This is a genomic window from Methylovorus menthalis (assembly GCF_020523625.1).
GTDB classification, from domain to species: domain Bacteria; phylum Pseudomonadota; class Gammaproteobacteria; order Burkholderiales; family Methylophilaceae; genus Methylovorus; species Methylovorus menthalis.
This window is the reverse complement of the sequence record NZ_JAJAQH010000006.1, coordinates 1289072-1302726: the sequence shown is the minus strand read 5'-3', so window position 1 is coordinate 1302726 and position 13655 is coordinate 1289072. Positions and strand designations below refer to the sequence as shown.

9 protein-coding genes are annotated in these 13655 nt (G+C 59.2%); 7 read left to right on the top strand and 2 right to left on the bottom strand.

Annotated features, from left to right (window positions below):
- The 6 genes from hrpA to LG204_RS11940 all read left to right on the top strand — a co-directional run bounded on the left by hrpA (position 1) and on the right by LG204_RS11940 (position 9804).
- The gene (gene hrpA, locus LG204_RS11965) at positions 1-4038 is read left to right on the top strand and encodes an ATP-dependent RNA helicase HrpA (protein ID WP_230337484.1); all 4038 of its coding nucleotides are present in this window, start codon (positions 1-3) and stop codon (positions 4036-4038) included.
- Between the two features lie 211 nt (positions 4039-4249).
- The gene (locus LG204_RS11960) at positions 4250-4753 is read left to right on the top strand and encodes a MarR family winged helix-turn-helix transcriptional regulator (protein ID WP_230337483.1); all 504 of its coding nucleotides are present in this window, start codon (positions 4250-4252) and stop codon (positions 4751-4753) included.
- Between the two features lie 70 nt (positions 4754-4823).
- Positions 4824-6374 (top strand): efflux transporter outer membrane subunit, encoded by a 1551-nt coding sequence (locus LG204_RS11955; RefSeq protein WP_230337482.1) that lies wholly within the window; start codon positions 4824-4826, stop codon positions 6372-6374.
- Positions 6371-8641 (top strand): FUSC family protein, encoded by a 2271-nt coding sequence (locus LG204_RS11950; protein ID WP_230337481.1) that lies wholly within the window; start codon positions 6371-6373, stop codon positions 8639-8641. The genes LG204_RS11955 and LG204_RS11950 overlap by 4 nt, the downstream gene beginning before the upstream one ends.
- Positions 8642-8643: 2 nt before the next feature.
- Positions 8644-8844, top strand: coding sequence for a DUF1656 domain-containing protein (locus LG204_RS11945; protein ID WP_230337480.1), 201 nt, complete (start codon positions 8644-8646; stop codon positions 8842-8844).
- A 75-nt stretch (positions 8845-8919) separates the two neighbouring features.
- A complete protein-coding gene (locus LG204_RS11940) occupies positions 8920-9804 on the top strand; it encodes an efflux RND transporter periplasmic adaptor subunit (protein WP_230337479.1) in 885 nt (294 codons plus the stop codon).
- Positions 9805-9912: 108 nt separating this feature from the next.
- On the opposite strand, the gene LG204_RS11935 is transcribed toward LG204_RS11940, so the two are convergent.
- Both LG204_RS11935 and LG204_RS11930 read right to left on the bottom strand, forming a co-directional pair.
- Positions 9913-10194: a hypothetical protein gene (locus LG204_RS11935; RefSeq protein ID WP_230337478.1), complete on the bottom strand. Its 282-nt coding sequence runs from the start codon at positions 10192-10194 to the stop codon at positions 9913-9915.
- A gap of 138 nt (positions 10195-10332) precedes the next feature.
- On the bottom strand, positions 10333-11244 hold the full coding sequence (locus tag LG204_RS11930; RefSeq protein WP_013441927.1) for a LysR family transcriptional regulator: 912 nt from the start codon (positions 11242-11244) through the stop codon (positions 10333-10335).
- 98 nt (positions 11245-11342) lie between these two features.
- Between LG204_RS11930 and metE the strand changes: the two genes are divergently transcribed.
- Positions 11343-13643 (top strand): 5-methyltetrahydropteroyltriglutamate--homocysteine S-methyltransferase, encoded by a 2301-nt coding sequence (gene metE, locus LG204_RS11925; RefSeq protein WP_230337477.1) that lies wholly within the window; start codon positions 11343-11345, stop codon positions 13641-13643.
- Positions 13644-13655: the final 12 nt, after the last annotated feature.

Below are 13655 nucleotides of genomic sequence, written 5' to 3'. Positions count from 1 at the left end.
ATGAATACCACCACCAACCCCCGTCACGTCATTACCCAGCTGGAGAAACTGCTGCCGGAGTGCATGCTGGCCGACCGTTTTCCTTTGCGTCGACGCTTGCAGCAGGCGCGAGCGCAGCTGGATCAGCAGAAGCCTGAGCAGAAATCTCCCGACAAGCTGCTGGCCGAGCTGGCCAATCGCGTGCGTGATTCTGTCGCGCGCCTGCAAGCGCGTAAAGCGGGGTTACCCAAGCCGGATTATCCAGCCGAGCTGCCGGTATCCGGAAAAAAGGACGATATTGCCGCCGCCATTCAGAAACATCAGGTGGTGATCGTCTGCGGGGAAACCGGCTCCGGTAAAACCACCCAGCTGCCCAAGATTTGCCTGGAGCTGGGTCGTGGCATCAGCGGCCTGATCGGCCATACCCAGCCGCGGCGTATTGCCGCCCGCTCGGTGGCCTCGCGCATTGCGCAGGAGCTGAATTCGTCGCTGGGCCAGGCGGTGGGCTACAAGGTGCGTTTTAACGACAAGCTCTCCGAAAGCAGTTATATCAAGCTGATGACGGACGGCATTTTGCTGGCAGAGACGCAGGGCGACCGGTTTCTCAATGCCTATGACACCATCATCATCGATGAGGCGCACGAACGCAGCCTGAATATCGATTTCCTGCTGGGCTATCTCAAGCAACTATTGCCCAAACGCCCTGATCTGAAAGTGATTGTCACCTCGGCCACCATTGATGCCGACCGTTTCTCGCGGCATTTTGACGGAGCGCCGGTGATCGAGGTATCCGGACGCACCTATCCGGTGGACATTCGCTACCGGCCATTGGGCAAGGCTGGCTTCAGTTCCAAGGAAAATACGCCCGAGCCGGAAGACGAGGATGATCTGGAGCTCTTGGGGCAGGACCTCATGGGCATCAAGCGCAAGCCGCGTGTGGAATCGCGCTGGCTGGAAGAAGACGATGCCGAAGAGGCCATGGAAGAAGCCATTCTGGATGTGGCCGATGACCTGATGCGGCTGGGCGAGGGCGATATCCTGGTGTTTTTGCCGGGCGAGCGCGAGATTCGTGACACCGCAGACCATCTGCGCAAATATCAGGGCCGTTCGCCCAAGCTTAAACATGTGGAAATCCTCCCGTTGTTTGCCCGGCTGTCGATAGAGGACCAGCAGAAGATTTTCCGTACTGGCGGCGCCCGCCGCATCGTGCTGGCGACCAATGTGGCCGAAACCTCGCTCACCGTGCCCGGCATCAAATACGTGATCGATACCGGCCTGGCGCGGGTCAACCGTTACAGCTCCCGCGCCAAGGTCGAGCAGCTGCAGATCGAGAAAATCTCGCAGGCCGCTGCACGCCAGCGCGCAGGGCGTTGCGGCCGGGTGTCGAGTGGTATCTGCGTGCGCCTTTACGACGAAGAGGATTTTAATAACCGCTCCGAGTTTACCGACCCCGAGATTCTGCGCTCCTCACTGGCTTCGGTGATCTTGCGCATGGCCGCCCTGCGGCTGGGCGATGTGAATGACTTTCCGTTTATCGAGGCGCCGAGTTCGCGCCTGATCGCCGATGGCTACCTGCTGTTGCAGGAGCTGGGCGCGGTGGATGCCGACCGGCAGATTACCGAGCTGGGCAACCAGCTGGCACGCTTGCCGCTGGACCCGCGGGTGGGCCGCATGATATTGGCCGCCAAAAAAGAAAGTTGCCTGCAGGAGATGCTGATTATCGCCAGTGCGCTGGCGATCCAGGACCCGCGCGAACGGCCCATGGACAAACGGGAAGCGGCCGACCAGGCGCACGCCAAGTTTGCGGGCGAGCAGTCTGATTTCATGAGCTTCCTCAAGCTGTGGGCGTTTTACGACGAAGCGTTGAAAACCAAGAAATCCAACAAGGAATTGCTGGGCAAGTGTCATCAGAATTTCCTGTCTTTCCTGCGCATGAAGGAATGGCGCGAGCTGTATTTCCAGCTGCTGGAAATCGCCGAAGACATGGAATTCAAGCTCAACGACAAAGAAGCCTCCTATGAGCAGGTACACCGGGCGCTGCTGTCCGGCCTGCTGGGCAATATCGGCTTCAAGGACGGCGAATCGGAAAGCTATCAGGGTGCGCGCGGCATCCGCTTCAATATCGCCCCCGGCTCGGCCCTGAAAAAACAGCGCCCCAAGTGGGTGATGGCCGCTGAGCTGATGGAAACCACCAAGCTCTATGCGCGCTGTGTTGCCAAAATCGAGCCGGACTGGATAGAGCCGCTGGCGCGTAGCCTGACGCAAAGCCATTACACCGATCCGCGCTGGGATCGCAAACCGGCGCAGGTGGTGGCGTGGGAGCGCGTGAGCCTATATGGCCTGACGGTGATCCCCAAGCGGCGTGTGCATTATGGGCCGATCAACCCGCAGGAGGCGCGCGAAATCTTTGTACGTGAAGCGTTGGCGAATATGGAATTCGACACGCGCGCGCCGTTCTTTGAGGCCAACCGCCGCCTGATTGCCGACATCGAAGAGCTGGAACACAAGGCGCGCCGCCAGGATGTGCTGGTGGATGAGCATGCGCTGTTCGCGTTTTACGATGCGATTATCCCGACGGGCATCATCAATGGCGCGGGCTTTGAAAAGTGGCGTGAAGAGGCCGAGCGTGAAAATCCGCGCCTGCTTTATCTGACGCGTGATGCCTTGATGCGCCACGGCGCGGCAGGCGTCACCGAAGCGCAGTTCCCCGAATCCATGCCGCTGGATGGCACCGAGATCGTCCTCAAGTACCGCTTTGAACCGGGGCATCCGCTGGATGGCGTGACCGCCACCGTGCCGCTGGCGCTACTGAATCAGCTGGACCCGACCGCCACCGAGTGGCTGGTGCCTGGCATGTTGCGCGAGAAACTCACCGCGCTGATCAAGGCCCTGCCCAAGACGCTACGCCGCGTGTGCGTGCCGGTGCCGGAGTTTGTGACGGGCTTTCTGGAGCAGGCGCAGATTGGTGCTTCGCCCCTGATTCCTGCGCTCATTACTTACATTCAGCAGCGCACCGGGCTAAAGATGTCAGCCGATGAGCTGAATGTGGAGGCCTTGCCTGCGCACTTGCACATGAATTTCCGCGTGGTGGATGAAAAGGGCCGCGAGCTGGGCATGAGCCGCGACTGGACCGCGCTTAAACAACAGCTGGGGCAGGCCGCCCAGCTCACCTTCCGCAGCAGTTCGCCTTCCATCGAGAAGAGCGGGCTCAAGCAATGGGACTTTGGCGACCTGCCCAAGACCCTGACCTTCAGCCGTGATGGTCGCCAGCTCACCGGCTACCCGGCGATTGAAGACGAGCAGGATAGTGTGGCAGTCAAGCTGTTTGATACGGCCGCTGCTGCCGAAGATGCGCACCGAGCTGGCGTGCGCCGCCTGATGCGCTTTGAGCTTAAAGAACAGATGAAGCAGCTGGAGAAAGGCCTGCCGGGCTTTACCCAATACGCATTGCTGCTGCGCAACCTGATGACGCCAGACGAACTGCGCGACGACATGCTGACAGCGATTGCCGACCGCGCTTTTATCGGCGAGGACGACTTGCCGCGCAGCAATGCCGACTTCATGAACCTCAAGCAGCGCGCCCGCACCCGGCTACCTGCGGTGGTGGAGGGCGCCAGTCGGCTGGCCGCCGCCATCGCCGCCGAATACCAGCCGCTGATGCAAAAGCTGGGCAGCCTGCCTGGCCCCATGGCACGCCTCAAAAAAGAAGTGGAAGAGCAACTGGGGCGCCTGTTATACAAGCGCTTTTTCAGCCAGACGCCATGGGAGCGCCTGCAGCATGTGCCGCGTTATCTCAAGGGCTTGCGCCTGCGGCTGGAGAAATACCCCGGCGGTATCGAGCGCGACACGCGCAATGCGCAAGCGGTGCAACAGGTCTGGCAGCGCTGGGAAGAGCGCGTGGTCAGCCTGCGCAAGAGCGGCCAGCCCGTGCCGCCCGCCCTGCAGGAGTATCGCTGGCTGATCGAAGAGCTGCGTATTTCATTGTTTGCGCAAGAGCTGAAAACGCCGTTCCCGGTGTCGGTCAAACGCCTGGATAAAACCTGGGCTGATCTTTCCTGAGGCATCTGCATGCCGGGCGTGGGTCTCTGCAAGCAGATGAGCAAAGCTTGTCGCAGGCATCGACTTTCGCCCGATCGTCAGTTTTTTCATTCGCCCAGACACAACATTAATCCCCATGTGTACGGGTAAGGTCATCATTCACAGTAGCTATTAATTCGGCATCAAAAAGAATTTTATTGCATTTAATATGGAGCCATACTAATATAATTCCATGTTACTTCTCAAAGAACTTCCTACCTCCAAAAGTCTGGAACGTTTCGTCCAGCGCTACCCGCAAACCGACATATCAGCCATCTCGGATTTTGTCGCCTTGCTGCGCGCCGCTTCGGATATTTCCGATGCGCTGGACAAGCTGCTGGGCAAGCATGATCTGCTGCAAGGCCGCTGGTGGGTGCTGGTATTGCTCATGCGTCAGGAAGACTTTACGTCATCGCCTTCTGATCTGGCGGACAAAGCCGGTGTCACCAAAGGCACCATGACAGGCTTTATTGACGGGCTGGAGCGTGAAGGTCTGGTCACGCGGCTGATCAATAACGATGACAGGCGCAAATTTTTGATACGCCTGAGCGCTGCCGGCCTGCAAAAGCTGGACGAAGTGATGCCGGACTACATAGACAAGGTCAAGCTCTTGATGGATGTCTTGAGCAAGCCGGAACGCGATGTGCTGATCACGCATGCCAGAACCCTGGCCGAGCATGTGGATGTCATGAAATAAGCCGCTTACATTTTTTTGCACATTTAGTTTGAATCCATACTTTATGGTTCCATAGTTTTAATTGAATGCCATGCTGCCTGACACCACACCGCGAAATACGAATGCCTTAGCGCACCCTGATGCCGCCGTTAACGGCCAGCACCTGCCATCTCGACACCTGTTTTCCGCGCTGCTGGCATGCAGTCTCGCCATGCTCCCCGGCTGTATAAGCATGCGGGGCATAGAACCGCAGGCCAAGCCGGTGCAGGCCAGCCAGCTTGATCTTGGCAACACCGTGATGAGTGCGGCAAAAATCGAATGGCCGACAGCCGCTTGGTGGCAGGACTATCATGATGCCCAGCTGGATGCGCTGGTCGCCCGGACCATCTCCGACAACCCTGATCTCAAGGCTGCCCAGGCGCGTATCGGCCTGGCCCAGGCCTATGCCGACAGCATGCATGCGCAGACCTTGCCCACCCTGAGTGGTGACACCACGATGACGCGCGAAAAGTTTACCGAGCTGCAGTTCATCCCGTCGCCATCGGCCGGGCATACGGACTGGAATAACCGTGCCGCGCTGACACTGGCGTACGACCTTGATCTGTGGGGCAGGCAGAAGGGCATATGGGCGGCCGCCCTGGACGAAACCCATGTATCGGCCGCCGAGATGCAGCAGGTGCGGCTGGAGCTGGTGAATGCCGTGGTGCGCAGCTACATCCGCCTGGCGTTTGAGTTTCAGCTGCACGGTATTGCCGAAGAGCATGTGCATGAAGTCGAACACCGCGTGGCTATTGTCCGGCGTGCGCGGGCAGCGGGTCTGGCGACAGAATTGGCCGTTGCCGAGGCCGAAGTGCCCTTGCCAGTCGCCCGTATGAAGGTGCAGCAGATCGAGGCGCGTATCGCGCTGATTCAGAATCAGCTGGCGGCGCTATCAGGTCAGGCTTCGGGCGGCGGCGAGAAAATCCATCGGCCCGCCATGCACTATGACGCCAGCATAGGCCTGCCTGACCAGTTGCCAGCCAACCTGATCGGCCGCCGTCCGGATATTCTGGCAAGTCGCTGGCGCATTGAGGCCTCGCGTGAATACATCGCCAGCGCCAAGGCCAGCTTTTACCCCAATATCAATCTGCTGGCGTTTGCCGGGTTTCAGGCGCTTGGCTTTGGCCGCCTTTTCAGCAATGCCGCTACCATTGCTGGCGTGGGCCCGGCCATCTCGCTGCCCATATTTGATGGCGGGCGCCGCCGTGCCAATCTCAGTGCCCAAACCGCCAGCTATGACATTGCCGTGGAGCATTACAACGCCAGCGTACTGAAAGCGCTGGAAAACATCTCGAATCAGCTGGTGTTGCTCAATGCCAATGAACGTGAAATGAAAAATGCCGAAGAAGCCATGGCAACGGCGGAAAAAGCCCATGCGCTTTCGCTCAGGCATTACCAGGCGGGCCTGACCAATTACGAGCATGTACTGGTGACGCATGAAGTGGTGCTGATGCAGCGCGAAACCATGGTGCAGCTGGAAGCCGACAAGCTGGATGCCCATGCGGGCCTGATGCTGGCGCTGGGCGGTGGGTTGAATGATGACAAGGCCAGCCAGGCGATTTCCGATGCCACGAAAGAAGGCAGGGCAGGGAGCACACCATGAACGCATGGTCATCCGCGAGCATGAGGCGGCCGCTGCTGCGCGCCCACTTGCATCTGCGTCTGTGCGCCTTGATGTGCTCGCGGCACATTGGCCGAGTGGCGCATGGCATATCGGCAATGGCGCGTGCGCTGGGCATGGGGGCTACCCTGGGCGCTCGCGAATGGTGGAAGCTGGATGCCCCTGTCATCGCCTATGTTTTCAAGGCACTGCTGGCGAGTGTGCTGGCAGTGTGGATTTCGCTGCGTCTGGAGTTTGACCAGCCACGTACGGCCTTGCTGACGGTGGCGATTGTCATGCAGTTTCGTTCCGGCATGGTGCTGACCAAAAGCTATTACCGCCTGATCGGCACCATTTTTGGCATCATTGCCTCCTTTCTGCTGGTCGCCATGTTTGCGCAGGAGCGCGTGCTGTTCCTGCTGTGCATGACCATCTGGATAGGCATGTGCACGGCGGGCTCGGTCATCTTTCGCAATCACCAGTCCTATGCCTTTGTGCTGGCAGGGTACACCTTGTGTATTGTGGGTTTGCCCGCCACGCTGGCGCCCGAGCTCACCTTCAATATCGGTGTCACCCGCCTGTCAGAAATCCTGGTGGGCTTGCTGTGCGCCACGGTGGTGAGTGATCTGGTGTTTCCGCAACGCATGTGGAATGTGACCTTGCAGACCGTGCGGCGGCGGTACACCGATTTTTGTGATCTGTTACGCATCAGCGCGCGCGAAGGGGTAGCCCATGCCACGTTGCAAGCACACATGCTGCGGTTTATCGGCGATATTTTCAGCCTGGAATCCTTTCGTGCATCTTCAGGCCTGGAGACGGACGAATCGCGTGGCCACCGCCATCGCCTGAGTCATCTCAATAATGAATTCATGGAGGTCTCCACGACCTTTCATGCCTTCAATCGACTATTGCAGCGGCAGCGCAACAACAGCCGTGTCGAAGTGCGTGAGGCCTTGCTGCAGCTGTATCAATTGCTCGCAGACGCCGTGTCGGTACACAACCGCAGCGCGCATACCGAGCAGGAAACGCTGGAGATTGTGCAGCGGCTCAAGGCCTTCCGCGATGATTTTGACCTGCGCCTGCAAGCGGCTCGCCATCGGCTGCCTGCCTCATTACAAGCGAAGGACCTGCTGGATTTTGATACCGGTGCTGCCTATCTGCTGCGGCTTGCCGAGGAGCTGTATGTGTATAGCCGCACCTATGGGTCGATAGCGACGCCTGATACCTCAGATCAAGGGCACACGGGCGAATTGCCTGCGCAACTGGAGATGCATTTTGACCCGCTGGCCGTCCTGTTGGCCGCCCTGCGCGGCAGCATCACGCTGCTGATCCTGGCGGGACTCTGGATATTCACCGACTGGCGTTCGGGCATCGAGGCCATCACCATTGGTGTCATCACCAGCACGCTGTTTGCCACCAGTCCGTCGCCCAGCAAAACCATACGCCACTTCATGGCGGGCGCCGTCATCGGCACTGTGCTCGCGTACTTCAGCAATTTCTGGTGGCTGACGCAAGCGCATGATTTCTGGACGCTGATCATCGCCATCAGCCCCGGCATCCTGCTCGCCAGCTGGCTGGGCTGCAGGCCCTCCACCGCGCTGATCGGGGCGGGGACTTCCGTGGTTTACCTGTTGCATATCGGCTTCAATACGGTATTCAGCGCCAACCCGGTGACATTCCTCAACGATGCGGTGGCGGATCTGCTAGCGATTCTGATCTCGGGCACCATGTACGGCCTGATCGACCTCAGTGGCAGCGCATGGTCCAGGCAGCGGGTTTCCAATGCCTTGCGCAGCCTGGTGGTGGCCGCCTGCCGCGAGTCCATCCCATTGCGGCGGGCCCGCTTTGAAGCCAGCGCGCGGGATCTGGTGCAGCGCTCGGGCAGCATACAGCGAGTGGGCGAAGTGCAAGACCAGGCCGTGGTCGAATGGCTGTTTTCAGCGCTGGAGATCGGCCATGCGGTGATTGCCCTGCGCGAGCAGTTGCCGCATGTGCCTCTTGTCATGGCGCAAGCCTTGCAGAACGCCATTCACCAGGTTGCCAGCCTTTACGAATCCCCCGGCAAGGCCGCGATTGCAAAGGCTGTCAGCGCGGTTGATCAGGCGCTGGTCTTGGCCGCGCCGACTGCAGGCAGCGAGATGCCGCTGCATGTGCGCCACCAGTTGCTGACCACCCTGCATTTTGTGCACAGCACCTTGCTGGATGAAGCGTCGGTGCTGGCCTTTAGCCCCACCATGTTTGCGCGTACCAGCCCCGCGGGAGGTGTCTGATCATGCCACGTGAATTTGCCTTGCTGGATGCACTGGTGCCCACCTTGTTGCTCGCCTTTATCGTGGCGGCGATAGGCACGTTGGTGCTTGACCGCTTGTTTGCCTGGCTGGGGGCCTATCGCGTGATCTGGTACCCCGCGCTGTTTCGGCTATCGGTGTTTGGTTGTTTGTTTGCAGGCCTGGGGCTGTGGATTTACCAGTGATGATGCAGGCATTGTGAAGCGCGCTGGCTCCCATGCCATGGAAGTCACGCGCAGAATTTGTGAAGGAAAGTTGCCATGAAATTTTATCTGAAACGTATTTTCAGGATATTGATCACGCTGGCCATTGCGGGCGCGGCGGTGTTCCTTGCCCAGAAACTATGGGTGCGCTACATGGATTCGCCATGGACGCGCGATGGGCGGGTGCGCGCCGACGTGGTGAATATTGCGCCGGATGTAGCCGGGCTTGTGGTGAAGGTCGCGGTGCGCGATAACCAGTTTGTGCATCGTGGCGATGTGCTGTTTCAGATCGACCCTGAGCATTATCGCCATGCCCTGGCTGAAGCGCGCGCAGTGGTGGATCAGCGCAAGGCATCGCTCGCCATGAAACGTAGCCAGGCATTGCGGCGCGCCAGTCTGGATGATGAAGTGATCTCGCGTGAAAACCGCGAGGATACCGACCTCGCAGCCGCTGGTGCTAAGGCGGATTACGAGGCCGCACTTGCCAGCCTGGAAAAAGCCCAGCTCGATATGGTGCGCAGCGTGGTGCGCTCGCCGGTGGATGGCTGGGTATCCAACCTGCTGGTGCGGCCAGGTGATTATGCCCAGGTAGGCGCGCCCAAGCTGGCGGTCATTGATCAGCATTCCTTCTGGGTTTACGGCTACTTTGAAGAACACAAGCTGCAGATGTTTCATGTGGGGGATACCGCCGAGATCCAGCTGCTAGGCTCAGGGTTGAAACTGCAAGGGCATGTGGAAAGCATCTCCATGGGCATTACCGATCGCGATAACCCCACTGACGTGCGGCTGCTTGCCAATGTGAACCCCAGCTTCAACTGGGTACGGCTGTCGCAGCGGGTGCCGGTACGTATCCATATCGATGCGATTCCTGATGGTCTGACACTGGTGGCTGGCATGACATGCTCGGTGGTGGTCAAACCATCGGCCAAAGTAAAAAGCTAAATGTGAAAAGCCAAAAGCAACGTGGGTGACCAGCGCAATGCTGGTCACCCACGGGGTAGCTTATAAAAGCCAGGTGATAGAAAGACTTAAGTCAAAAAACGCCCAGACTTATTCGGTCTTGGTCTCGTCTGGTCCAGCCGTGTGAGGCGCGGTGCCTTCAGGCGCGGGAGCGACTTTCTCGTGTTCAGCGGGCACATAGCCACCGGGTTCTGCCTTGCCCGTTGCGGCAGGGGCAGCAGGTGCAGCCTCAGGTGCGGCAGCGGGTGGCGGGGTTGTGGCAGCAGGGGCTTCTGCGGTTTCCGGCGTCGCGGGCTCAGGCTTCGAGCAGGCGGTCATCAATGCAGCGGTCATTGCAATGGTAATAAGGGAACTCGGCCATGATTTCATCATTGATTATTCTCCTTTGGTCATTTTCATTTGGGCTTGCTTGTCCCGGTTAGAACCCCATGTGTTGGCTTAAGTTCGGTTAAATTGCCATTTGCGCTGTTATGTGACCTCAATTTAGTCAAATTAAATCAAGGATTTGTTTCACAGCAGCCGTATGCCCGCCAGCGTATCCAGGCAGGTTTCGCGAATAATCCGTACCAGATCCACCGCATAAGGCCGCGCCATGATTTCGGTATTGCCGGTGGCATACAGCTCCGACCACAGGCCTTTGCGCGTGATGGGTTTGGCGATCACATACTCATGCTCCAGATAGCTCTGTATGCCCCAGCTGGGCAGCGCCGCCAGCCCGCGACGGCTCGCCACCAACTGCATGATGGCGACAGTAAGCTCGGCCGTGCGGCGGTCAAACGCCACATTGGCCGGGTGCAGGACTTCGCGTATCAGATCAATGCGTTCTTCCGGCACCGGGTAGGTGATCAGCGTGCTGCCGCTGAAATCCTCGGCCTGCAAAAATGGCCGGGTATGCAGGGGATGGTCCGTCGGCAATACCGCCATGATTTCAAAGGTGAAAAGCGGCACATGCTGCAGCATTTTCATCTTGCCTGGCAGGCCGCCAATGACAAAATCCGCCTTGCCTTCCTTGATCAGGCTCCAGGGGTCGCTATGAAACCCGGCCACCAGGTCCAGCTCCACCTCGGGCCACGCACGCCGAAAGGCATCCATCACCGGTGTCAGCCAGTCAAAGCAGGTGTGGCATTCCAGCACAATGCGCAGCTCGCCTGATTGATCGGATTTCAGCCGCTCCAGATCGCGTTCCGCCTGCGCGGTGGCTTCCAGCACGATGTCTGCCAGCTTGAGCAGGCGTTCTCCCGCAGGCGTAAAGCGCAAGCCGTGCGCGGTGCGCTGAAACAGGGTGATCTGGTAATACTGCTCTACCGAGCGTATCTGGTGCGAGAGCGCCGATTGCGTCAGGTAAACGCGCTCGGCGGCCAGTGCCAGCTTGCCGCTTTCGGCGATGGCCTTGAAGGATTTGAGATGTCGGATTTCGATCATGATATGAATTTAATTCAAGTTTAATGGAAAAAAACTCGCTTTATTAATTCGATGATAGCACGCAAACTGCGGCCTTCGTTATTCAGAGGTGAGTTGTCATGATCAAAGCCCATATCCTGGGGTACCCGCGTGTCGGGGCCAACCGTGAACTGAAAGTTGCGCTGGAGGCGTTCTGGAAAAGTGCGCCCGGCGAAGAAGCCCGCCATGAAGCGGCGCTGGAGCAGACCGCGCGCCAGTTGCGCGAGACGCATTGGCAAAAGCAGATAGATGCTGGCCTGGCCTTTATCAGCGTGAATGATTTTTCATGCTATGACCATGTGCTGGACCACAGCATGCTGTTTGGCGCCACCCCGGCGCGTTTCGGCTTTGCCGGGCGGCCGTTGCAGGCGCAGGACTACTTTGCCCTGGCCCGCGGCAATGCCGAGCAGCCCGCGCTGGAAATGACCAAATGGTTTGATACCAACTACCACTACTTGGTGCCCGAGCTGAGCGCCGACACCGAATTTTCCATCAACGCGCATGCGTTTCTGCTGCAGATAGACCAGGCACTGACCACCGGCGCCGAGCTCAAGCCCGTATTGCTGGGCCCGGTGTCATGGTTATACTTGGGCAAGAGTCGCGATGCCGGGTTTGACCGTCTAACCCTGTTGCCAGCCTTGTGCGCGCAATATGCTGCCTTGCTGAGCGAGCTCAAGCTGCGCGGCATTGCCTGGGTGCAGATCGATGAGCCCGTGCTGGCGTTGGATCTGGATGCGCGCTGGCTGGCGGCATTTGCCGATGCTTATGCCCGCATCCGCGACCACAGGCCCAAGCTGTTGCTGACGACGTATTTTGAAAGCGTGGCCCGCTATGTGGGCGCGGTCACCGCTTTGCCAGTGGATGGTCTGCATATTGACCTGGTGCGGGCGCCGGAACAGCTTGCCGCTTGGCTGGCGGCCTTGCCCAGCCACTGGGTGCTCTCTGCCGGGGTTGTGGATGGCCGCAATGTTTGGCGCAATGATCTCGACAAGACCTTGCAGCTGTTGCAGCCAGTGGCGCAGCAGTTGGGGGATCGCTTGTGGATCGCGCCATCGTGCTCGCTGTTGCATGTGCCGGTTTCACTGGCGCAGGAGTCGGCGATGGATGCCGAAATACGCTCCTGGCTGGCTTTTGCCGATGAAAAACTGCACGAGTTGCAGCTATTGCAGCAGGCCCTGAATCACGGTGTGGATAGCGTGGCCGCCGAGTTTCAGGCGGCACGCAAGGCCATTGCTTCTCGCGGCGCATCGCCACGCGTGCACAACGAGAGCGTGCAGCAGCGCTTGCAGCATCTGCCGCAGTTATCCGCTGAGCGCGGCAGCCCGTTTGCCGAGCGTCGGCTGGCGCAGCAAAAGCGCTTGCGGCTGCCTTTGCTGCCGACTACCACCATAGGCTCCTTTCCGCAAACGTCGGATATTCGGGCGAGCCGGGCGGCGTTTCGCCGTGGTGATCTGAACGCGGAGGATTACACGCTGGCCATGCAGCAGAACATCCGGCATGCCATCGACCAACAGCTGGCGCTGGATCTGGATGTGCTGGTGCACGGCGAAGCCGAGCGCAACGACATGGTGGAATACTTTGGCGAGCAGCTGGCAGGCTATGTGTTCAGCCAATACGGCTGGGTGCAGAGTTACGGCTCGCGCTGTGTCAAGCCGCCGATTATTTACGGCGATGTGCACCGCCCGCTGGCGATGACCGTGGCGGAGGCCCGCTACGCGCAGTCGCTCACCACTAAGCCAGTCAAGGGCATGCTCACAGGCCCGGTGACCATGCTGCAATGGTCGTTTGTGCGCGATGATCAGCCGCGCGAAACCACCGCCTTGCAACTGGCGCTGGCGATACGCGATGAAGTGGCCGACTTGCAGCAGGCAGGCATTGCCATCATCCAGATTGACGAGCCCGCCTTCCGCGAGGGGCTGCCTTTGCAGCAGGCCAAGTGGGCGCAGTATCTGGCATGGGCGGTGCGGGCATTTAAGCTATCGGCCAGTGTGGCGGAAGACAGCACACAGATACACACCCACATGTGTTATTCGGAGTTCAACGACATTCTGCCGTCGATTGCCGCCATGGATGCCGACGTGATTACCATTGAGACGTCGCGCTCTGCGATGGAGCTGCTGGATGGCTTTGGCGAGTTTGATTACCCCAACGACATCGGCCCTGGTGTGTATGACATCCACTCGCCACGAGTGCCGAGTGTGGAAGCCATGACTGCCTTGCTGAAGCGTGCGATTGAGGTGATCCCGGTAGAGCGCCTGTGGGTGAATCCGGATTGCGGCCTCAAAACCCGCGGCTGGCCGGAAACCATCGCTGCTCTGCAACACATGGTCGCTGCGGCGCGGGAGCTGCGGCACGAGAAGCTCAATCACAAGGCGGCGTGATTCCGCGTCTCA